This is a genomic window from Paenibacillus solani (assembly GCF_050475945.1).
Lineage (GTDB): Bacteria > Bacillota > Bacilli > Paenibacillales > Paenibacillaceae > Paenibacillus_AQ > Paenibacillus_AQ solani_A.
Map to the genome: position 1 here is coordinate 56,124 of NZ_JBCMXJ010000023.1, position 20,244 is coordinate 76,367.

The 20,244-nt window shown below is 46.5% G+C and carries 28 protein-coding genes; 26 read left to right on the plus strand and 2 right to left on the minus strand.

The genetic code is table 11. The annotated features are described in order from the left end of the window. Positions 1-31: 31 nt before the first annotated feature. From rplR to ABEQ74_RS27395, 23 genes are all read left to right on the plus strand, one after another. On the plus strand, positions 32-400 hold the full coding sequence (gene rplR / locus ABEQ74_RS27285; protein ID WP_053491305.1) for a 50S ribosomal protein L18: 369 nt from the start codon (positions 32-34) through the stop codon (positions 398-400). Positions 401-426: 26 nt separating this feature from the next. After that, positions 427-924 (plus strand): 30S ribosomal protein S5, encoded by a 498-nt coding sequence (gene rpsE, locus ABEQ74_RS27290; RefSeq protein ID WP_053491306.1) that lies wholly within the window; start codon positions 427-429, stop codon positions 922-924. A 12-nt stretch (positions 925-936) separates the two neighbouring features. Further along, positions 937-1,122 (plus strand): 50S ribosomal protein L30, encoded by a 186-nt coding sequence (rpmD, locus tag ABEQ74_RS27295; protein WP_006212904.1) that lies wholly within the window; start codon positions 937-939, stop codon positions 1,120-1,122. A 46-nt stretch (positions 1,123-1,168) separates the two neighbouring features. Continuing rightward, positions 1,169-1,609 (plus strand): 50S ribosomal protein L15, encoded by a 441-nt coding sequence (gene rplO / locus ABEQ74_RS27300; protein WP_053491307.1) that lies wholly within the window; start codon positions 1,169-1,171, stop codon positions 1,607-1,609. Beyond that, a complete protein-coding gene (secY, locus tag ABEQ74_RS27305) occupies positions 1,609-2,907 on the plus strand; it encodes a preprotein translocase subunit SecY (protein ID WP_430125348.1) in 1,299 nt (432 codons plus the stop codon). The genes rplO and secY overlap by 1 nt, the downstream gene beginning before the upstream one ends. A gap of 91 nt (positions 2,908-2,998) precedes the next feature. Continuing rightward, positions 2,999-3,643: an adenylate kinase gene (locus ABEQ74_RS27310; RefSeq protein ID WP_053491309.1), complete on the plus strand. Its 645-nt coding sequence runs from the start codon at positions 2,999-3,001 to the stop codon at positions 3,641-3,643. A gap of 5 nt (positions 3,644-3,648) precedes the next feature. Further along, positions 3,649-4,401, plus strand: coding sequence for a type I methionyl aminopeptidase (gene map, locus ABEQ74_RS27315; RefSeq protein WP_430125349.1), 753 nt, complete (start codon positions 3,649-3,651; stop codon positions 4,399-4,401). Positions 4,402-4,411: 10 nt separating this feature from the next. Further along, entirely contained in the window at positions 4,412-4,717 is a 306-nt protein-coding gene (locus ABEQ74_RS27320) for a KOW motif-containing protein (protein WP_430125350.1), read from the plus strand. 2 nt (positions 4,718-4,719) lie between these two features. Beyond that, the gene (gene infA / locus ABEQ74_RS27325; protein WP_017692098.1) at positions 4,720-4,935 is read left to right on the plus strand and encodes a translation initiation factor IF-1; all 216 of its coding nucleotides are present in this window, start codon (positions 4,720-4,722) and stop codon (positions 4,933-4,935) included. 131 nt (positions 4,936-5,066) lie between these two features. After that, a complete protein-coding gene (gene rpmJ / locus ABEQ74_RS27330; protein WP_003333770.1) occupies positions 5,067-5,180 on the plus strand; it encodes a 50S ribosomal protein L36 in 114 nt (37 codons plus the stop codon). A 20-nt stretch (positions 5,181-5,200) separates the two neighbouring features. Further along, entirely contained in the window at positions 5,201-5,569 is a 369-nt protein-coding gene (rpsM, locus tag ABEQ74_RS27335) for a 30S ribosomal protein S13 (protein ID WP_053491312.1), read from the plus strand. Positions 5,570-5,588: 19 nt separating this feature from the next. Beyond that, complete coding sequence (gene rpsK, locus ABEQ74_RS27340) at positions 5,589-5,984, plus strand: 30S ribosomal protein S11 (RefSeq protein WP_009589209.1); 396 nt, start codon at positions 5,589-5,591, stop codon at positions 5,982-5,984. A gap of 134 nt (positions 5,985-6,118) precedes the next feature. Further along, positions 6,119-7,063 (plus strand): DNA-directed RNA polymerase subunit alpha, encoded by a 945-nt coding sequence (locus tag ABEQ74_RS27345; RefSeq protein WP_006212895.1) that lies wholly within the window; start codon positions 6,119-6,121, stop codon positions 7,061-7,063. Positions 7,064-7,099: 36 nt separating this feature from the next. Continuing rightward, positions 7,100-7,465, plus strand: a complete 366-nt coding sequence (gene rplQ / locus ABEQ74_RS27350) for a 50S ribosomal protein L17 (RefSeq protein ID WP_053491313.1) — start codon at positions 7,100-7,102, stop codon at positions 7,463-7,465. A gap of 369 nt (positions 7,466-7,834) precedes the next feature. Next, positions 7,835-8,617, plus strand: a complete 783-nt coding sequence (truA, locus tag ABEQ74_RS27355; protein WP_430125351.1) for a tRNA pseudouridine(38-40) synthase TruA — start codon at positions 7,835-7,837, stop codon at positions 8,615-8,617. A 268-nt stretch (positions 8,618-8,885) separates the two neighbouring features. Next, a complete protein-coding gene (gene rplM / locus ABEQ74_RS27360; protein WP_430125352.1) occupies positions 8,886-9,323 on the plus strand; it encodes a 50S ribosomal protein L13 in 438 nt (145 codons plus the stop codon). Positions 9,324-9,343: 20 nt separating this feature from the next. Next, positions 9,344-9,736: a 30S ribosomal protein S9 gene (gene rpsI / locus ABEQ74_RS27365; protein ID WP_430125353.1), complete on the plus strand. Its 393-nt coding sequence runs from the start codon at positions 9,344-9,346 to the stop codon at positions 9,734-9,736. 361 nt (positions 9,737-10,097) lie between these two features. Next, entirely contained in the window at positions 10,098-10,547 is a 450-nt protein-coding gene (locus ABEQ74_RS27370) for a MarR family winged helix-turn-helix transcriptional regulator (RefSeq protein ID WP_430125354.1), read from the plus strand. Positions 10,548-10,556: 9 nt separating this feature from the next. Further along, positions 10,557-12,197, plus strand: a complete 1,641-nt coding sequence (locus tag ABEQ74_RS27375; protein WP_430125355.1) for a DHA2 family efflux MFS transporter permease subunit — start codon at positions 10,557-10,559, stop codon at positions 12,195-12,197. Positions 12,198-12,393: 196 nt separating this feature from the next. Beyond that, positions 12,394-13,086, plus strand: a complete 693-nt coding sequence (locus ABEQ74_RS27380) for a phosphoadenylyl-sulfate reductase (RefSeq protein ID WP_430125356.1) — start codon at positions 12,394-12,396, stop codon at positions 13,084-13,086. A 58-nt stretch (positions 13,087-13,144) separates the two neighbouring features. Next, positions 13,145-14,314, plus strand: a complete 1,170-nt coding sequence (gene sat, locus ABEQ74_RS27385) for a sulfate adenylyltransferase (RefSeq protein WP_430125357.1) — start codon at positions 13,145-13,147, stop codon at positions 14,312-14,314. A gap of 70 nt (positions 14,315-14,384) precedes the next feature. Beyond that, positions 14,385-15,161, plus strand: a complete 777-nt coding sequence (gene cwlD, locus ABEQ74_RS27390; RefSeq protein ID WP_430125358.1) for an N-acetylmuramoyl-L-alanine amidase CwlD — start codon at positions 14,385-14,387, stop codon at positions 15,159-15,161. Between the two features lie 63 nt (positions 15,162-15,224). After that, positions 15,225-16,319 carry a P-loop NTPase gene (locus ABEQ74_RS27395; protein WP_430125359.1) on the plus strand — a complete coding sequence of 365 codons (1,095 nt, stop codon included), beginning with the start codon at positions 15,225-15,227 and terminating at the stop codon, positions 16,317-16,319. Between the two features lie 67 nt (positions 16,320-16,386). On the opposite strand, the gene gerD is transcribed toward ABEQ74_RS27395, so the two are convergent. Further along, positions 16,387-17,097, minus strand: a complete 711-nt coding sequence (gerD, locus tag ABEQ74_RS27400; protein WP_430125360.1) for a spore germination lipoprotein GerD — start codon at positions 17,095-17,097, stop codon at positions 16,387-16,389. Positions 17,098-17,342: 245 nt separating this feature from the next. On the opposite strand from gerD, the gene ABEQ74_RS27405 reads away from it, so the two are divergent. After that, positions 17,343-17,939 carry a KinB-signaling pathway activation protein gene (locus tag ABEQ74_RS27405; protein WP_430125361.1) on the plus strand — a complete coding sequence of 199 codons (597 nt, stop codon included), beginning with the start codon at positions 17,343-17,345 and terminating at the stop codon, positions 17,937-17,939. Between the two features lie 51 nt (positions 17,940-17,990). On the opposite strand, the gene pdaB is transcribed toward ABEQ74_RS27405, so the two are convergent. After that, entirely contained in the window at positions 17,991-18,794 is an 804-nt protein-coding gene (gene pdaB, locus ABEQ74_RS27410; protein WP_430125362.1) for a polysaccharide deacetylase family sporulation protein PdaB, read from the minus strand. A 94-nt stretch (positions 18,795-18,888) separates the two neighbouring features. On the opposite strand from pdaB, the gene ABEQ74_RS27415 reads away from it, so the two are divergent. After that, entirely contained in the window at positions 18,889-19,497 is a 609-nt protein-coding gene (locus ABEQ74_RS27415) for a stage II sporulation protein M (RefSeq protein ID WP_430125363.1), read from the plus strand. 214 nt (positions 19,498-19,711) lie between these two features. Further along, the gene (locus ABEQ74_RS27420) at positions 19,712-19,942 is read left to right on the plus strand and encodes a hypothetical protein (protein ID WP_009592811.1); all 231 of its coding nucleotides are present in this window, start codon (positions 19,712-19,714) and stop codon (positions 19,940-19,942) included. Positions 19,943-20,244: the final 302 nt, after the last annotated feature.

Consider the following 20,244-nt stretch of genomic DNA (forward strand, 5'->3'; position numbering starts at 1 on the left):
TGAGGCAAAACTGAAGGGAGGAAATGGAAGCATGATCACGAAACAAGACAAAAACAAAGCTCGCCTGAAAAGACACCTGCGTGTCCGTAAGAAAATCCAAGGCACTGCAGAACGTCCACGTCTGAACGTGTTCCGTTCTTCGAAACACATCTATGCTCAATTGATCGACGACGTGGCTGGCGTGACTTTAGCATCAGCTTCTACGCTGGACAAAGAACTGGCTAGCGACATTAAGAACGGCGGAAGCGTTGAAGCCGCTCGTAAAGTCGGCGAACTCGTTGCAAAACGTGCAGCAGACAAAGGTCATAAATCGATCGTATTCGATCGTGGCGGATACTTGTACCATGGACGTATTCAAGCACTTGCAGAAGCAGCTCGCGAAGCAGGCCTTGAATTCTAAGATATTTTCAAAAGGAGGTAAACGACTTGCGTATAGATCCTAACACTTTAGAACTGACTGAAAGAGTTGTAAACATTAACCGCGTTGCTAAAGTTGTAAAAGGCGGACGTCGCTTTAGCTTTAGTGCACTGGTAGTTGTCGGTGATGGCAAAGGTTGGGTAGGAGCAGGTATCGGTAAAGCAGGCGAAGTACCGGATGCAATCCGCAAAGGTATTGAAGATGCTAAGAAGAACCTGATTCACATTCCACTCGTTGGAACAACTATCCCTCACCTCGTAACAGGTCACTTCGGAGCAGGCCGCGTATTATTGAAGCCAGCATCTGAAGGTACTGGGGTTATCGCTGGCGGACCAGTTCGTGCAGTACTCGAGCTGGCTGGCGTTGGCGACATTTTGACAAAATCTCTAGGTTCTTCGAACTCCATGAACATGGTCAATGCGACTTTGGAAGGGTTGTCCCGTCTGAAGCGTGTTGAAGAAGTTGCCAAGCTTCGCGGCAAATCCGTCGAAGAGCTGTTGGGTTAAGGAGGGAATCTCATGGCTAAACTTGAAATCACCCTCGTACGTAGCGTGATTGGTCGTCCAGAGGATCAGCGTGCAACCGTGAAAACACTCGGACTTCGCAAAATCAACCATTCCGTGGTACAGAGCGACAACGCTGCAATTCGCGGAATGATCAAGAAAGTAAATCACCTGGTTTCTGTTAAAGAAATCGAAGGTTAATCCCGGGCAGATTATTCCCGGATATATTAAGGAGGTGCAACGAACGATGAAGTTACATGAGCTGAGCCCAGCACCTGGATCCCGCAAAGAACGCAAACGCGTTGGACGCGGTACAAGTAGCGGTACGGGTAAAACATCGGGTCGCGGTCACAAAGGACAAAACTCTCGTTCCGGCGGTGGTGTACGTCCGGGCTTCGAGGGTGGACAGAACCCATTATATCGTCGTCTACCGAAGCGTGGTTTTACCAACCCAACTCGGAAAGAGTACGCTATTGTGAACATCGAGGATCTTAACAGCTTTGCAGCAGGTACTGAAGTGACTCCAGAAGTTTTGGTTGAGAGCGGTATTGTTAACAATACTAAGAGCGGAATCAAAATTCTTGGCAACGGAGAGGTTACCGTTTCTTTGACTGTAAAAGCTAATAAGTTTTCTCAATCTGCGGTAGAGAAGATCGAGGCTGCCGGCGGTAAAACCGAGGTGATCTAATGTTTAAGACCCTGAAAAATATATGGCGTGTCGAGGAGCTTCGCAAGCGGATCGTGTTCACTTTGTTCGTTCTGATCATTTTCCGTCTTGGATCATTTGTTCCGGTTCCCGGTGTTAACAAAGATGTTTTCACACAGACGAATCAGGCAGGTAATGAGTTGTTCGGTCTTCTTAACACGTTCTCGGGAGGCGCATTATCGCAATTTTCGATCTTTGCCCTTTCGATATTTCCATATATTACTTCGTCCATTATCGTGCAGTTGTTGTCGATGGACGTCATTCCGAAGTTTACGGAATGGAATAAACAAGGGGAACACGGGAAGAAGCAGTTGGCTCAAGTTACTCGTTATGGTACGGTAATATTGGGTTTGATTCAGGCGTTCGGCATGTCCATCGGGTTTAACCGCCTGTATGGCATGGATATGGTGCCTGGAGCAACCTTTATTGATTTCGTAGTGATCGCAATCGTTCTTACAGCAGGTACATCCTTCTTGATGTGGCTCGGTGAACAGATTACGGAACGCGGAATCGGTAACGGTATTTCGATCATTATCTTTGCTGGTATCGCGGCTGGTATTCCGATGCACATTCGGACAACGATTGAATCGAACTTCATTCAGAGTGATCAAGTGTTCATGAACATTCTGAAGGGTGTAATCATCCTTCTGATTTTGATTCTGATCATTACCGGTGTTGTATTTATCCAGCAAGGTATCCGTAAAATTCCGGTTCAATATGCGAAGCGTGTTGTCGGAAATAAAATGTACGGCGGACAGAACACGCACATTCCATTGAAGATTAACGGAGCAGGGGTTATCCCAGTAATCTTCGCAATGTCGTTGCTCCAATTCCCGGTCATCCTAGCTAGCTTCTGGGCACATTTGCCATGGGCACAATGGATTGACAAGAATCTGGCATACAACAGCCCGCTTGGAATGGTCCTCTATGTTCTCATGATCATTGGTTTCACGTTCTTCTACACCTTCGTGCAGATGAACCCGAACCAAATGGCTGATAATATGAAGAAGAACGGCGGCTATGTACCGGGCATTCGTCCTGGTAAAGCAACCGAGAAGTATCTGACCCGGGTTATGACCCGTCTGACCATGACAGGAGCTCTGTTCCTGGCCGTGATCTCTATACTTCCGGTGTTCTTCGGATCACTTGCAGGTCTTCCACGTACAGTTCAGATCGGTGGTACATCTATCTTGATCGTAGTCGGTGTTGCACTGGATACGATGAAGCAGATAGAGAGCCAGTTGATCAAACGTCATTACAAAGGTTTTATCAATAAATAGGCGATAGGTTCCGGCAAGTGGTCAGCATCGCTTCCCGGCGCCTATTGTGTTGTTCATGGTAGTCAAAGCCAAGGGGAGGAAGTGACGTAAGGTGAACATCTTATTCATGGGCCCTCCTGGAGCAGGAAAAGGAACACAAGCAGAGAACATCGTGAATGAATTCGGCATTCCTCATATTTCAACAGGTGATGCATTTCGTCTGGCGATTAAACAAGGAACTCCCATTGGGATTAAAGCGAAGGAATTTATGGATCAGGGTCTGCTGGTACCGGATGATGTAACGATTGGTATTGTGGAAGAGCGTCTGCAGCAGTCCGATTGCGAAAAAGGTTTTTTATTGGACGGCTTTCCAAGAACCCTTTCGCAAGCGGAAGCGCTGGATGATATTCTGGCCCGCTTGAATACTGGTCTTGATCACGTCATCAACCTGAAAGTCGATCGTGAGAAGCTTCTGGCACGTCTTACCGGCCGCCGGATTTGCAAGAATTGCGGTTCGACTTATCATGTGATCTTTAATCCTCCTAAACAGGAAGGCATTTGTGATAAATGCGGCGGCGAATTGTACCAGCGCTCCGATGACAACGAAGAGAGCGTCGGCATTCGTTTAGACGAATATATCAACAAAACAGCACCACTCCTCACGTTTTATGAGAACAAAGGTCTTTTGCGTCAAATCGATGGTGATCAGGAAATTGACGTGGTTTCATCACAAATTGCGTCTATACTGAGAGGTTAGGTATAATGATCATTTGTAAATCCGAAACGGAACTGAGCTTGATGAGAGAAGCAGGACGGATTGTGGCGGAATGCCACAAACTTCTTGCCGCTCATGTAGAACCGGGGATTACAACCGGGGAACTGGACCTTATGGCCGACAAGTTCATTCGAAGCCAAGGCGCTGTGCCATCTTTTAAAGGCTACAACGGATTTCCTTCCAGCATTTGCGCATCAGTCAACGAAGAATTGGTGCATGGATTCCCAGGCAAACGCAAATTAATCGAGGGCGATATCGTTACGTTTGATATCGGTGCACAGTACCAGGGTTACCATGGTGACTCGGCGTGGACCTACGCAGTAGGAGAAATTTCCGAGGAGGCCCAGCGCCTGCTGGACGTTACGGAAGGATCGCTCTATGCTGGACTTGCGCTAATCAAACCCGATGTCCGCTTGTTTACAATCTCTCATGCCATACAGCGACATATCGAGGATGCAGGTTTCTCTGTTGTCCGAGAATATGTTGGTCATGGTGTGGGTGCCGATCTGCATGAAGATCCGCAAATTCCGAACTATGGGATCCCGGACCGCGGACCAAGACTCAAACCGGGCATGGTGCTTGCGATTGAGCCGATGGTCAACGCTGGAAAACGGAATGTCAAAACGCTGGAAGACAACTGGACGGTTGTTACGGTAGATGGCTCGCTGTGTGCTCACTTTGAGCATACAATCGCAGTCACGGCCGATGGCATGGAAATTTTGACGAAGTTGCCGGAATAGGGTGATGAACTTGAAACAGGAAATCACGCTGCAACCCGGACAGATCGTTAAGATACTGAAGGGCAGAGATGCCGGACAGTATGCCGTTATCGTTTCGATTGAGGACAGCAGGTTCGTATGGATTGCGGATGGGGACAAACGCAAGTTTGACGGGGCGAAGAAGAAGAATGTACTTCATCTGGAACCCCAAGCCCATATCAGCAGTGAGGTCGTAAACAGTTTGCAAGAAAGCGGTCGGGTCACAAACAGTAAGCTGCGCTTCGTCGTTAGTCGGTTTGTATCCGATAAATCCAAGGCAGATCAGAAAGGAGACTAACTGTGGCTAAAGAAGATGTCATTGAAGTCGAAGGAACGGTTCTAGAGCCGTTGCCGAATGCTACCTTTAAAGTCGAGCTGGAGAATGGTCATCAGATTCTCGCTCACGTTTCCGGAAAGTTGCGGATGCACTTTATCCGTATTCTCACAGGAGACAAAGTGGTTGTTCAACTCTCGCCGTACGATTTAACCAAAGGTCGTATCACGTACCGTAAATAGATTCAAGGTTCCCCTGGGGAATCAAGGAAAGCTGCGAAGCGGTTTTACTGATGTAAAACTCAGCAGCGGTTACAAACTACTGTAGTTTCGAAGCTGGTTTTACAACGTAAAACTACGAGGAGGTAATTAGCATGAAGGTAAGACCTTCTGTAAAGCCTATTTGCGAAAAATGCAAAGTCATTCGCCGCAAAGGGAACGTAATGGTTATCTGTGAAAATCCTAAGCACAAACAAAAACAAGGTTAAAGAAGGGGGTGTAGCGTAAAATGGCTCGTATAGCTGGTGTGGATTTACCACGTGACAAACGCGTTGAGATCGCCTTGACTTACATTTTCGGAATCGGTAAAACGACTTCCCAGAAAGTACTGAAAGAAGCTGGAATCAATGCTGACACTCGTGTCCGTGATTTGACAGAAGATGAAGTGAGCAAATTGCGCGAAACGATCGACGGTACGGTTAAGGTAGAAGGTGACCTGCGTCGTGAAATTTCCTTAAATATTAAACGTCTTACGGAGATCGGCTGCTACCGCGGTATTCGTCACCGTCGTGGACTGCCTGTTCGTGGTCAACGTACTAAAACGAATGCTCGTACACGTAAAGGTCCTCGTCGTACCGTAGCGAACAAGAAGAAATAAGAAAGGGGGATAATAGACAATGGCTAAACCAAAAAAAGTCGTACGTACTAAACGTCGTGACCGCAAAAATATTGAAAGTGGCGTGGCTCATATCCGCTCCACATTCAACAATACCATCGTAACGATTACGGATCCTCACGGAAACGCGATTTCTTGGGCAAGCTCCGGCGGCCTTGGATTTAAAGGTTCCCGTAAGTCGACCCCGTTCGCTGCGCAAATGGCTGCTGAAACAGCTGCCAAAGCGGCTATGGAACATGGCATGAAAGCGGTGGAAGTCATGGTTAAAGGTCCAGGTGCTGGTCGTGAAGCAGCAATTCGCTCTTTGCAAGCAGCAGGCCTCGAAGTTAACCTGATCAAAGACGTTACACCAATTCCACATAACGGATGCCGCCCACCAAAACGTCGTCGCGTATAATGAAGTCATCCTGTTAATGTGGTATAAATCCGTTGCAATCTGCTAATAATGGTTGTTTAGGCATACTACTACATGGATTACTGGATAAGATGACAGTTTCATATAGGAGCGACGTTTGAAGGAGGGGTACTTGCGTGATTGAAATCGAAAAGCCGAAAATTGAGACCGTTGATGTCAATGAAGAAGGAACGTATGGTAAATTCGTTGTTGAGCCTCTAGAGAGAGGATACGGCACGACGCTGGGGAACTCGCTTCGCCGCATCTTGCTTTCCTCACTCCCGGGTGCAGCCGTCACATCGATTCAAATCGATGGTGTACTTCATGAATTTTCCACGATTCCGGGTGTCATGGAAGACGTGACCGAAGTCATCCTGAACCTGAAAGCTTTGTCTCTGAAGATTCATTCCGATGAAGAGAAAGTGTTCGAGATCGATGCGGAGGGTGAAGGGGTTGTTACTGCTGGTGACATCCGTGCGGATAGTGATGTGGAGATTCTAAATCCGGATCTTCATATTGCAACGCTCGGCCCTGGTGCAAGACTTCATATGCGTATTTTTGCTAGTCGCGGTCGTGGCTATGTCCAGGCGGATCGGAACAAACGCGATGACCAGCCTATCGGCGTCATTCCCGTCGATTCGATCTATACTCCGATTAGCCGTGTAAACTACGGAGTGGAAAATACGCGTGTTGGTCAAGTAACCAACTACGATAAGCTAACGCTTGAAATTTGGACTGATGGCAGCATCAGACCAGAGGAAGCTGTTAGTCTCGGCGCGAAAATCTTGACTGAGCATCTGTTCCTCTTCGTGGGTCTGACCGACGAAGCGAAGGATGCAGAGATCATGGTCGAGAAAGAAGAAGACAAGAAAGAAAAAGTGCTTGAAATGACGATCGAAGAGCTGGATCTTTCCGTTCGTTCCTACAACTGCTTGAAGCGTGCCGGCATTAATACGGTACAAGAGCTGACAACGAAAACCGAAGAGGATATGATGAAAGTCCGGAACCTCGGACGCAAATCCTTGGAGGAAGTTCAAGAGAAGCTCGAAGAGTTGGGACTGGGACTTCGTACGGAAGAATAGCATTCGGCTTAGCTTAGCAAAAGGAGGGAAAAACACATGGCATACCAAAAGTTGGGCCGCGATTCCAGTGCGCGTAAAGCGTTGTTCCGTGACCTGGTAACCGACCTTTTCTTATATGAGCGTATTCAAACGACTGAAGCCAAAGCGAAAGAAGTTCGTTCAATCGCTGAGAAGCTGATCACAAAAGCAAAAAAAGGTGATCTGCATGCTCGTCGTCAAGTAGCTGCATTCGTGCGTCGTGAGACAGTAGACGGTGAACAAGATGCAATCCAAAAATTGTTCTCCGACATCGCTCCTCGCTACGTAGAGCGTCCAGGCGGATACACTCGTATCCTGAAGCTGGGTCCTCGTCGTGGTGACGCAGCTCCAATGGTTTACTTGGAACTGGTTGACCGCGCGTAACTTTAGCTTGGTTCTATTGAAGTGACTGTAGTTATGTATGCCCGGCCCTGTAGATAATTATTCTTAGAGCCATGAACGGGAAGTGGTGCGAGATATAGTCGATCATTTAGTTCGACTCATCTCGACTACCCCATGGGCAACAATAACGGGGACCTTCTAGTCATGTGGCTGACTCGAAGGATTCGGCTTAACATGATGAAAAGGAGCTCCTATGGGGCTCTTTTTTTGATGATATTCTATATCGCAAGAAAACCTAGCAATAATAATCGCGGCCGCTCATTTTTAAAAAGCTTCGATAGAGGTTTTCTCTTAATGCTTATAAGCTTTCGCTTGAAGAGTTCTTCAAGCAAAGCGCTCAGGAGGTCAGCAATGCGTAATCTTCTGATGAAGGTCAGTTACGACGGTACCGATTATAACGGCTTTCAGACTCAGCCCGGTGGTCATACGATCCAGGATTATCTGGAGGAAGCGATCCGCCGTTTGTCGGGAGAACAACTCAAGATTACGGCTTCGGGTAGAACGGATGCCGGGGTGCACGCACGGGCCCAGGTATTCAATTTCTACACAGCTTCTCCCATACCCGTGGAACGATGGTGTATGGCGTTAAACACCTGGCTGCCGGAAGATATTGTGGTTTCAGATGCGATGGAGGTACCTATGGAGTTCCATTCCCGCCATGCAGCGAAACGCAAAACCTATCGATATAGCATTAATGCGAATCAATATCCGGATCTATTCAACCGACGCTACCAGATTCATCATTATGGGAAACTGGATATCGAAGCGATGCAGCAGGGGCTGATTCATCTGATCGGAACGCATGACTATACCACGTTTGCGTCCCGTAAGTCGACAAAGCCTTCGCATGTTCGTACCATTTATGATGCTTGGATCGAGCAGGATATGTCCATGTGCCGTCCGGACACGCGAGATCAAGGGATCATTCATACGTATGTATCGGGAAACGGGTTCCTGCAGCATATGGTTCGGATCATTATGGGTACGCTGCTTGAGGTAGGGGAAGGCAAGCGCCATCCCGATGACATGCTGGTCATACTGAAAGCCAAAAACCGGGCTGCAGCCGGTCCTACAGCCATGGGCAAAGGCTTAATGCTGTGGGAAGTGGAATACGATGTCTCAGGTATTGTTTAACCCCATCTTATGTAATACGAATACCGTATTGACTTGTTCGATTAATATGCTTGGGGCTAGGTAAAAGGCCTAAAAAATACTTGCGTAAGTGGGAGTATTCCTGTAGAATATAATTTGTGTTTTCTTAACGGCTCTCCCACAGCCCCGGTTAAGAGAACGCCGAATGTAATACAGCAACATCTTAAACAAGCTTTACACATGAACGAAGATAAATAATACTAATGAAAATTAATATTGATTTTCGGACGAATACAAGGAGGAACTATACATGCGTACCACCTATATGGCGAAGCCAAATGAAGTTGAGCGTAAATGGTACATCGTTGATGCCGAAGGCAAAACGCTTGGCCGTTTGGCAAGTGAAGTTGCGGCTCTGATCCGCGGCAAACATAAGCCACAATTCACTCCACATGTTGACACAGGGGATTTCGTGGTAGTTATCAATGCCGAGAAAATTCACCTCACTGGTAACAAAATGGAGGATAAGAAATACTATCGTCACTCCATGCATCCAGGTGGATTGAAAGTGATTTCTGCTCAAGACCAGATTGCTAAATTCCCAGAGCGTGTAATCGAAAGTGCGGTTCACGGCATGCTTCCTAAAACTCGCATGGGCGAGAAAATGAAGCTTAGACTGAAAGCATATGCAGGTACAGCTCATCCACACGAAGCACAAAAACCAGAAGTTTACGAACTTCGCGGCTAATTATAAAGGAGGACAGTTTCATGGCACAAGTACAATACTATGGGACAGGTCGTCGTAAGCACTCGGTAGCACGTGTACGCCTCGTACCGGGTGAAGGACGCATTGTCATCAATAAACGTGATATTAATGAATACTTCGGTTTGGAAACACTCAAACTGATCGTTAAACAACCTTTGAACCTGACAGAAACACTGGGCAAATATGACGTCCTCGTCATCGCTCACGGTGGCGGTATCTCCGGTCAAGCTGGAGCAATCCGTCATGGTATCTCCCGTGCTCTTTTGAAGGCAGATCCAGAACTTCGTCCTTCTCTGAAAAGAGCTGGATTCCTGACTCGCGACCCTCGTATGAAAGAACGTAAGAAATACGGTCTTAAAGCAGCTCGTCGCGCACCTCAGTTCTCCAAACGTTAATATTCTCGATTTACCAAGCCCTTGGCCATTATGGTCAAGGGCTTTTTTGAGTGCTGGGCCACTGACTATTCGCATTAGAAGGGTTGTGGATAGATGTTGTATCCCATAAATAATCCACAAAGATATGCACAGAATAGGGATGGTTATTGATATTTTTTGACGAGAATTCAACAGGATGTTCACATGATGTGAACATCCTGAGGATAGTCCATGTTAAACATGAACCTTGGTCATTATTAACCACTTGACTCAATATGTAAATAGAGATATATTATAAAAATGAAATTATTTAAGTGCTTAATTAATTAGTAGTTAATCATTTAATAAATAATTAATTTGCAGATAGACAAGGAGGATAGGGTTGGATAAGAATGAAGAGATTTTCAAAGTGTCGTCTATGTTTCGGGCATTGCTTAAAAATATCTCGCAGGAATGGAAACATACAAGCGAGGGAAAGTACAATTTAAGTTTTCCTCAATTTCAAGTGCTCTATGTACTGAAGATGCGTGGACCGATGAAGGTATCGGAGCTTGCAGAAGCCTTGACGCTGACACCACCGGCTATAACCGGTTTGACAGATAAGTTGGTTGCGGAAGGATACCTGCGGAAAGAACGCGCTGAAGATGATCGGAGAGTTGTGAACATCACACTCTTGGAGCCAGGGTATGAAATGATTAAGAAAGTGAAGAAGGACCAGAAGGAAATGATCCAGGGGTTTTTCAATATTCTTTCGGAGGAAGACATACAGCATTTGAGAAGAATCTTCTCATTGATGCTGTCAAACATAGATAAAGATAATCACAAAGGGTAGAGGTGGAGCATGGAGCATTTAACGCTTAAACGTAAAATATCAATTATGATTGCAATCATGGCTGCGATGTTCTTCGCAGCTATTAACCAGACAATCACAAGTACGGCTATGCCGCGCATTATTGCGATTCTGGATGGTATGGATTATTATACATGGACGATTAACATCTATTTGTTAACCTCAACCATCGCGACCATACTGGTAGGTAAGCTGTCCGATATGTTCGGACGTAAGCCATTTATTATGATAGGTATATTATTCTTCATGTTAGGAGCTTTTCTAACAGGTACATCAACAGACGTGTATCAATTTATTATTTATCGCGGTATTCAAGGTATCGGTGCTGGTATTATTCAGTCCACTGCTTTTATGTCCGTTGGTGACTTATTCCCTCCACGAGAACGCGGCAAATGGATGGGACTGATGACAGCCGTATTCGGTTTCTCCAGTGTCCTTGGGCCCACGCTTGGTGGATATCTTGTTGATAACATTGAATGGCGCTGGTTGTTCTGGATATTCCTGCCATTGGGTGTCGTTGCCTTCATCATGATTTGGACGTTGTTCCCGAAGGTCGAACGCAAACCCGGTCAATCTATTGATTATCTGGGCTCTTTATTCCTGACAACGGCCATCGTTCCGTTGCTGCTTGCCTTCTCTTGGGCAGGTACGGAATATCCTTGGGGATCGCCGGAAATTATCGGTCTCATAGCGGCTTCAGTCGTATCGGCGATCATCTTTATCTTTGTTGAGATGAAAGCGAAGGAGCCGGTACTGCCACTCAGTTTGTTTAAAAATAGCGTTGTTACGGTTTCCAATCTGATTGGATTCATCATGAACTTTGGCTTGATGGGCGCGATGATTTACATCTCGTTCTATGTGCAAGGTGTGCTCGGCATTTCGCCGACTTATGCGGGTTATGTCACGATTCCGATGTCGATCTTCATGATGGGGATGAGTGCTGTAACAGGGCAACTGATTGCAAAAAGCGGCAAATACAAACGTTACGCACTTCTAGGTGTTCCTATTATGATTGTTGGTATGGGAATCATGGTATTCATGGATAACATCTGGCTCACTGTGTTGAGTACCATTATCTTCGGTATCGGACTCGGATTGGGTATGCCGGTGTTCTCATTGGCTACACAGAATGCAGTCTCTCATAAAGAGCTTGGAGTAGCAACAGCTTCATCTCAGTTGTTCCGTAATCTTGGCGGTACGATCGGTATCGCGGTTATGGGTACGGTTATGTCGAATAACCTGACGAAGAATTTGAAGGATGCACTTCAGTCTGAAAGTGCACCTGACTTCAGTTCCCTGGATCCGCAAATGGCTCAGCAGATGCTATCGTTCGCTAATCCACAGACGTTAATGAATAAACCATTAATCGAGAAAACGCAAGCAAGCCTTCCTGCAGATGTTCAGCCTTTGTTTATGCAGATGATTGACAGCATTCGGGATGCGCTTGGGAATACTTTATCGATGGTATTCTTGACAGGGATGTTAGTTCTCGTGCTGGCACTGATGCTTGTCTTCTTCTTGAAGGAAATTCCGCTTCGAACATCGAATCAGACCGCCCCTCTCAAACCAGAAGAGGGAAGCGGTACAGGTATTGACCGAAAAGCTGGTGAGGTATCCGTAGGAGTAGACTAATGGCCTATATCTATATCCCTCATATGTTTGTACACCTATAAATCCAAAGTCCCTTTCTGCTGGTGCAGGAAGGGATTTTTTCTTTTTTAGGGTAAAGTTTTGATGGTTGACATTTATTAGGAATGTTTTATACTGTAGTTAATTCATATTATTTCAGTAGGAATATCGGGATTAATATCGGGGGAGGCATTGTATCATGAATTTGCTGGAGAAAGAGGATTTGATTAGAGTACAAGCGGAAGAGCTTGAGCACGCATCAGCTGAGGAAGTCATTGCGTATGCAATTAAGACATTCCCTAATATAACGTTTGCTTGCAGCTTTGGAGCGGAAGATGTGGTATTGGTGGATATGATTCAAAAAATCAGCCCGTCCACGGATATCTTTTATCTGGATACGGACTTTCATTTCAAAGAGACTTATGAAACCCGAGATCGCATGGCTGCACACTATGGGCTGGAATTCGTACGGGTATCCCCGCTTATTTCGCCAGAGGAGCAAGCAGCCCAGCATGGGGACGCGCTATGGAGCGTTAGCCCTAATGAGTGCTGTAATATCCGTAAGGTAGAACCGCTTACCCGGATTCTGTCTCAATATGAGGCTTGGATTACAGGAATTCGAAGAGATCAAGCACCCACCCGAGCAAATTCCAAGAAGATTGAGTATGACACCAAGTTCGGTTTGGTTAAGTTCAATCCGATCGCAGGCTGGACCAATGAGGATGTATGGAATTACATCCGGGCTAACGATATCATCTACAATCCGCTGCATGATCAGCATTATCCGAGCATTGGCTGCGAATATTGTACGCGACAGGTTATGCCGGGAGAAGACCCGCGCGCAGGACGCTGGTCCGGACATGAGAAGACAGAATGCGGACTTCATAAATAAACTGTAAGCAAGTTTAGATATATTCCATTTTGCAGCATACGAAGGAGGATACAATTTCATGACAGCAATACTTCCTCATGGCGGCACGCTGGTACAGCGGGTAGTTCAAGGAGAAGAACGTGAAGTTCTTTTGAAACAAGCGGATTCTTTTCACAAAATTCCGGTAAATGCTTGGAGCATATCAGACCTTGATCTGATCGGTGTAGGAGCATTTTCTCCATTGCAAGGATTTCTTAACGAACGGGACTATGGTTCCGTCGTTTCTTCGATGCGTTTATCTAACGGAACCGTATGGAGCATCCCGGTCACCCTGGCTGTGGATGAGGATACAGCGGCAAAGCTGGTTATCGGTGAGAAGGCAGCCCTTGTGGGTGAAGAGGATGGTATTATATATGGCGTTATTGAAGTGGAGAGCATCTACCAGATAGATCAGCAAATCGAAGCAGTACAAGTGTTCAAGACGGATGATCCAGAGCATCCGGGTGTGAAGAAGCTGTTTGAACGGCCTTCAACTTATGTAGGGGGACCGATTCAAGTGTTGAATCGGCCCCAGCCGGAGCGTTTTGGGGAATTTTATTTTGATCCGGCAGTAACCAGGGAGCAATTTAAAGCGAAGGGCTGGAACACGGTCGTCGGTTTTCAGACTCGTAATCCGGTTCACCGTGCGCATGAATATATTCAGAAAAGCGCCATGGAAATTGTCGATGCTCTCTTCCTAAATCCGCTTGTCGGCGAAACGAAATCGGATGACGTACCTGCGGATGTACGGATGAAGAGTTACCTGACTCTGCTGGATAACTACTATCCCGCGGATCGTACCTTCCTGGGCGTGTTTCCGGCTGCCATGCGCTATGCGGGGCCGCGAGAAGCTATTTTCCATGCGATGGTAAGGAAGAACTATGGCTGCACCCATTTTATCGTAGGTCGAGATCACGCAGGTGTCGGTGACTACTATGGTACCTATGAGGCTCAGGAAATCTTCAGAAACTTCACGGCAGAAGAGTTAGGTATAACACCGCTGTTCTTTGAGCACAGCTTCTTCTGCACCACATGCGGAAACATGGCCTCAAGCAAAACATGCCCGCACCCTAAAGAAGACCATCTGACCTTATCGGGAACGAAAGTTAGGGGCTTGCTTCGTGAAGGGCAGTGTCCACCGCCAGAATTCACGCGGCCGGAAGTGGCACAAGTCCTGATTGAAGGCATGAAAGAACAGGTTACCGTATAACGAAGGTCTAAATAGCCACCTTGTCCCATATGATGGAGTAGTACAACTCATGGGACGAGGTGGTTTTGTTATGTCCAGACGGAGGTCTGATAAAGTTACGGTATGGATTTCGATGAAGCGAATTAAGCAAACCTTGTTTGGAGCGCTGCTTCTGGCCTTGCTTATCATCGTTGTAACCTATGAAATCCCGTCGGCTAAAACCTCATCCAGTACCTGGAACCTTCCGCTAGCTGGGAAGATCATTGCGCTTGACGCAGGTCATGGGGGACCAGATGGGGGAGCTGTGAGCCGTCAGGGCGTTATTGAGAAGGATGTGAATCTGGCGATTACCTTGTACCTTCGAGACTATTTACAACAGGCAGGGGCTTTGGTCATTTTGACAAGGGAAGGGGATTACGATCTGGCAGCCGAGAATACTAAAGGGTATTCCAAGCGAAAAACGGAGGATCTCAAACAGCGTGTCAGGAAGATCGAGGAGAGCAAGGCGGATCTGTTTCTCAGTGTGCATCTGAACAGCATTCCCTCCAACCGATGGAGTGGGGCACAAACCTTCTACCCGCCAAATAGCGAGGATAGCAAGAAGCTCGCGGAACTGATTCAGGAGGAAATCAGGCGCAATCTGGAGAACACGCAGCGTCTGGCCAAAACGGATGAGAAGATATACTTACTGCAAGCTTTGCGTATCCCGTCGGCCTTGGTGGAAGTTGGTTTCTTATCCCATCCACAGGAATCCGAACTACTGCGGGATGAGAAATACCAGAGGAAAGTAGCTGCTTCCGTTTATAATGGTATTTTGCGATACTCCTCCGGAGAGTCCACCAGCAAGTCGTCACAAGCTGCAGAGTAGTGGTATAATAGACGGGAATATCGGAACATCGTCTATTCCATTACATAGAGCAGAGGTGCTTATATGCTGACTAGAGAAACGGTACAGGAGATACTTCAACCTTTACGTGATCCCGAAACCGGGAAGAGCTTAATGGAGCTCCAGCGTATTCGAGATATTGTTGTTAAGGAACGGACAGTTCGTTTGTCCGTTTCTTACAGTGATGAAGACACACGTGCTTCCTTGGATGCGCAGATTCGAGAAATTCTTGAAGCCATGGGGGCAGAAGATATTCATATTCGAATGCGTCCTCTGGATAATGCCGCAAGTCAAGCGGCTCAAGAGGAAGCCAACGACCGGGAGAAACTGACAAAAGGACATGCTGCCGGCATGGAACAGAATACACTGCTCAGCGAACAGTCCGGCGTTCACTTCATTGCGATTGCAAGCGGCAAAGGCGGCGTCGGCAAATCCACTGTTACGGTTAATTTAGCTGCAGCATTAGCTCGGCAAGGCAAGAAGGTAGGCTTGATTGACGCGGATATTTACGGCTTCAGCGTGCCGGATATGATGGGGATCGAAGAAGGGCCGTCCGTAACCGAAGACGGCGTCATTCATCCGGTTGAGCGCTTTGGCGTTAAAGTCATGTCTATGGGATTCTTCATCCGTGAGAACAGTCCGGTGATCTGGCGCGGACCGATGCTGGGCAAAATGCTGCGTCAATTCTTTACCGATGTCGCTTGGGGAGAATTAGACTACATGCTCCTCGACCTGCCGCCAGGAACCGGTGACGTAGCTCTTGATGTGCACCAAATGATTCCCCAGAGCAAGGAGATCATTGTAACTACCCCGCATGCTACAGCAGCATTTGTTGCGGCCAGAGCGGGTGCAATGGCTTTGCAGACGGATCATGAAATCCTGGGCGTCGTGGAGAATATGTCCTATTATGTCTGCTCCCACGGCGGAGAGAAGGATTATGTGTTTGGGCGTGGGGGCGGTGGTAAGCTTGCAGAGACGCTTCATACGGAGCTGCTTGCCCAGCTTCCATTAGGTGCTCCGGACAACCATCCATCTGAGCCAGATTTCTCACCGTCGGTCTATAAGACGGGTACCGAGAGTGGAGCGATATACGACGAGATAGCCGCAAGAATTAATGATAAGCTGGAGGCTGCCGTTTAGAAAAAAGGCCTTCATATAGAAACAAGCTCCCTGCAGGGAGCTTGTTTTATTTAATGGGGGAGGGAAATTAGCTGCCTCCTCCACCTTCATCACCGCCGCCCTCACTGCCACCTTCGCCGCCACCTTTTCCGCTGCCTTTCTCTTCTTTTCCTTTTCCTTGCTCTTCGCCTTGTTTCTTCTTCTCAACTTTAGGTTGAAGTTCTTCTTTTACAACCGATTTGAGAAGATCCATTACTTCCATGCGGAACAGCGGGTTTTGCATCGCTTCCTGCATCACGGTCATGGATTGCTTGCGATACTCGGGTGTATTGGTGAGTTCAAGAAATGACTTCATTACATCCGGCGATTTTAGCATATCCTGAACGGACTTTTGATACGTAGGGTCTTTTATTAACTGCATATGCAGTTGCTTGCTCTCCGAATTGATCGCTTTGGCAAATTCACCTGCGAATCGAGGGTCGGTCATAATTTTTTCGATTTCTTTTTTATATTCCTCTGACACTAAGGTATCCTTGACAGCGGTCCGAATCTGTTCTCCTGATTGGGCAGACATCATCCGCATTCCCATCGAGCCGCCGCTGGTTGAACCGCCAGTTCCGCTGGCTTGCGCTTCCTCGACCGCTTTTTTTCCTTCGTCGGTTTTTAGAATGTCGACCACCATGGACTTGATTTCTTTATATCCAAGCTGCGGGGACGAGCTGTGCTCTGCACCACAAGCAGTAAGCATCATGGCAGCAACGAGGAAGATAATGCATAAGCGAAATAACGGCCACTTCATTACCGTTGTCCTCCTTTTTTAATGGTGATTGATGGAATGTATAAGTTTATAGCCCAGCTGAACCCATTCGTTGATCGCAAGAACCCAGATCTGCACGCATCTGTTGTCTGCAATTTGATACCGATATATGTTTTTCTTACGCTTCTTCGCATAGTATGTGATGGATTTGCAGAAATATGTCGGATTCAGAATGGTTTTTTATTGTGAACGTTGGTAAAATAATGATCTGTGGGGGTGGAAGTTAGTTGAGCTTACGAAAATGGTCTAAATTATTTATGAAAACGCTGCTTGTTGGGGCAGTGGCGGCATTAGTTGTAGGATTGATTCTGCAGCTTTTTAATGACTCGATCGAGTTTACGGGAATGGCCGATCTATTGATATACCCGCTGATTTTGTTAGGATCTGGGGCATTGGTGAGTGTATACTCCCAGATGGGCTTTTTTGCATACCTGACTCTAAATTATATGGGGATAGGCATTTTCCGGAGGAAGACTTGGCAATACATCCAGATTGTGCTCGCGGTTCTAGCATTGCTTGAGCTGATGTTCTTCCGTACTTTTGTCGGTGGATCCACCAGCTTGCAGCAAGATTTGATTTTAGGAATATCCATCTTAGTAATTGCGGTGGTCGTTGCTTATCTCAAAGTGAAGAGCACCAATGCGAATGCGTGGATTCCGACTCTCTTCTTTATGATGGCGATTTCCATCGTGGAAATTATCGGCGTACTGCAAATCGGGGTTAGCAATGCCACGATCTTTATGGTCGTCCCCCTGCTGGTCTGTAATGCATACCAGATTCTGACTCTTCATAAAGTTACACAACAAGACGAAAAAAAGAGCTAACATCATAGCTCTTTTTTTGTTAAGCATTATTGATTTTCATGGTTATAAGCGTTATAGGCCGCCTGCATCCTCAATGCTCTTCTGCAGAAAAGCGTGATCACGAACCTCGGTGCCCTTAGCGCTGCTCTGTTGAAGGAGGTCTGTTACGGTAACGAACTCATAGCCTTGATTGCGAAGCTCATTGATGATGCGCGGGAGCGCTTCATGTGTTTGCTTCACTGAGTCACTGGCGTGCATAAGCACGATGTCACCCGGGTGGGCTTTGGAAACCACACGATCCACGATTTTATCAACACCGATATTTTTCCAATCCCTGGAGTCGGTATCCCACTGGATAACGGTGTAATTCAGGCTTTGGGCGATACTAAGCACTCTTTTGTCGAAATCTCCGTTGGGCATCCGTATCAACTTGGGTTCTTGTCCGGTCATTGCGGTTAAAATAGTATGTGCCGAAGAAATCTGCTTTCGTATTTCTTCATCGGTCAGGGTGCTGTAATTATCGTGCTTAAAGCCATGGCTCCCAATTTCATAGCCACTTTCCTTGATGGCATTTACGATGTCGGGATGCGTTTTGCTCCATGGTGCAGACAGGAAGAAGGTTGCTTTTTGAACCCCATTATCCTTTAAGGCTTGTAAAATCGGCTCTGCTCGTTTCTCCCCCCAGCTAATGTCAAACGTTAAGGCAATCTGTTTCTTGTTTGTAGACACGCTGTAAATTGCTGATGGGGTGCTTTCGGAAAAGACGGAGATATTGTCACTCTCCACATAAATGACGCCGATTGCAAAGATCGCCGCGGCCAGAACGAAGAAAAACCGCTTAATTTTTCTGCCGTTGAATACATAAAAAGAATTCATAATAGGTGCGCCCCTCTCCCTTCAGTGTGCAATAGCTTGTTTACTTCAACATATGCTCGTACTTGTGAGTTATACCAATTTAGGAGGTTCTTGAATGTTACGTTTTAGCATTTTTCTCAGAGATTTAAGATCCATTCGGAAAGCATTACTCTTGGCAACGGTCTTGTTTATCGCCGGAATCGTAGCGGGAGCGAGCTCAGAAGGATTTGAACAATTTCTTCGCGGCCAGCTTCAGGGACTTTCGGACATGAGTCAACAGCTGGGGTCCTCCAATAATCCGGAGTGGAACTTCTTTGTATTCATCTTTCTTAACAACAGTATTAAAAGTGTACTAGTCATGTTCTCGGGATTGCTGCTCGGGATAATTCCGTTTTTCTTCCTGGTTGTCAATGGTATGGTGATCGGGTTTCTATTGAAAATCGTGGAAGCGAGCGGGGAGAGTCTGTTTGATGTCATCGTGAGGGGACTCCTGCCTCATGGAATTATTGAGATACCAGTCATCGTGATCGCTTGCGGGTATGGCCTTGCCTTTGGGGGCTTGGTCTTGCGAAGTATTACCGCAACGGGCGAGCGTAGAAGAGGTATCGGCGGAGAATGGCGCCAATTTTGGCGTAAGTTGGGGACAGCTTCCTTATGGGTTGTCGTTCTGCTTCTCATCGCTGCGATTATAGAAAGTACAATAACGTTGTGGTTGATGTCATAATTTTCCCGGAAATTGAGCATACCTAATAAAGCAGCTTAACAGAGTGGAAGAGAGAGCTGTTTATAGCAGGGCACGTTCACCCTGTCTTCTGATGCTTCATTCGGTATAGAGATGCCACTTAAACGGTTAATCACCATACATAAGCCAACAGGCTTCTTTATTGCGAATGGGGTGAACGTGACATGCTTGTTTACATATACAAGGAGGTCCTATCATGCTGGGAATGCTGTTTAACGAAAAAGAGTGTAAAGAGCTTGATTATGTATTGCGAAAAGAACTGGATGAAATGCTGCTGGATCTGAGTGACCAACGATTGGACCAAAATATCAGACAAGCAATCGCCAATCGATATAAAACGGTGTTCCGCATGTATGCCCGCTTTGCCCCACAGAAAGAACTCTCCAAATATGCACGTAACGGCAAGTTTCCGCAAATCAAACATTAATTTTGCAGAAAAGTGTTGACGAAATTGCTTGGTATATGGTAAATTAATTTTCGCTTCCTTTTCGAAGGTGATGCCGCCAAAGCGGCGGCCATCAAACTTCAAAATAAACTTAAAAAACTTTTTTAAAAAAGTGCTTGCAAAGTTGATAGGGAGTATGATATATTATAAAAGTCGCCGCTGAGAGATAACGACGACAAAGAGAAACACCATTGATCTTTGAAAACTGAACAACGAGTGAGTAAAACGGACCGCTTAGGCGGGACGTTGAAATAGAGAATGAACACATTCTCGTCAGTTAAGAA

Coding starts and splice junctions, on each gene's coding strand:
- rplR (WP_053491305.1), top strand. CDS start 32: ATGATCACGAAACAAGACAAAAACAAAGCTCGCCTGAAAAGACACCTG.
- rpmD (WP_006212904.1), top strand. CDS start 937: ATGGCTAAACTTGAAATCACCCTCGTACGTAGCGTGATTGGTCGTCCA.
- rplO (WP_053491307.1), top strand. CDS start 1,169: ATGAAGTTACATGAGCTGAGCCCAGCACCTGGATCCCGCAAAGAACGC.
- secY (WP_430125348.1), top strand. CDS start 1,609: ATGTTTAAGACCCTGAAAAATATATGGCGTGTCGAGGAGCTTCGCAAG.
- map (WP_430125349.1), top strand. CDS start 3,649: ATGATCATTTGTAAATCCGAAACGGAACTGAGCTTGATGAGAGAAGCA.
- rpmJ (WP_003333770.1), top strand. CDS start 5,067: ATGAAGGTAAGACCTTCTGTAAAGCCTATTTGCGAAAAATGCAAAGTC.
- rpsM (WP_053491312.1), top strand. CDS start 5,201: ATGGCTCGTATAGCTGGTGTGGATTTACCACGTGACAAACGCGTTGAG.
- rpsK (WP_009589209.1), top strand. CDS start 5,589: ATGGCTAAACCAAAAAAAGTCGTACGTACTAAACGTCGTGACCGCAAA.
- rplQ (WP_053491313.1), top strand. CDS start 7,100: ATGGCATACCAAAAGTTGGGCCGCGATTCCAGTGCGCGTAAAGCGTTG.
- truA (WP_430125351.1), top strand. CDS start 7,835: ATGCGTAATCTTCTGATGAAGGTCAGTTACGACGGTACCGATTATAAC.
- rplM (WP_430125352.1), top strand. CDS start 8,886: ATGCGTACCACCTATATGGCGAAGCCAAATGAAGTTGAGCGTAAATGG.
- rpsI (WP_430125353.1), top strand. CDS start 9,344: ATGGCACAAGTACAATACTATGGGACAGGTCGTCGTAAGCACTCGGTA.
- ABEQ74_RS27375 (WP_430125355.1), top strand. CDS start 10,557: ATGGAGCATTTAACGCTTAAACGTAAAATATCAATTATGATTGCAATC.
- ABEQ74_RS27380 (WP_430125356.1), top strand. CDS start 12,394: ATGAATTTGCTGGAGAAAGAGGATTTGATTAGAGTACAAGCGGAAGAG.
- sat (WP_430125357.1), top strand. CDS start 13,145: ATGACAGCAATACTTCCTCATGGCGGCACGCTGGTACAGCGGGTAGTT.
- cwlD (WP_430125358.1), top strand. CDS start 14,385: ATGTCCAGACGGAGGTCTGATAAAGTTACGGTATGGATTTCGATGAAG.
- ABEQ74_RS27395 (WP_430125359.1), top strand. CDS start 15,225: ATGCTGACTAGAGAAACGGTACAGGAGATACTTCAACCTTTACGTGAT.
- gerD (WP_430125360.1), bottom strand. CDS start 17,097: ATGAAGTGGCCGTTATTTCGCTTATGCATTATCTTCCTCGTTGCTGCC.
- pdaB (WP_430125362.1), bottom strand. CDS start 18,794: ATGAATTCTTTTTATGTATTCAACGGCAGAAAAATTAAGCGGTTTTTC.
- ABEQ74_RS27415 (WP_430125363.1), top strand. CDS start 18,889: ATGTTACGTTTTAGCATTTTTCTCAGAGATTTAAGATCCATTCGGAAA.
- ABEQ74_RS27420 (WP_009592811.1), top strand. CDS start 19,712: ATGCTGGGAATGCTGTTTAACGAAAAAGAGTGTAAAGAGCTTGATTAT.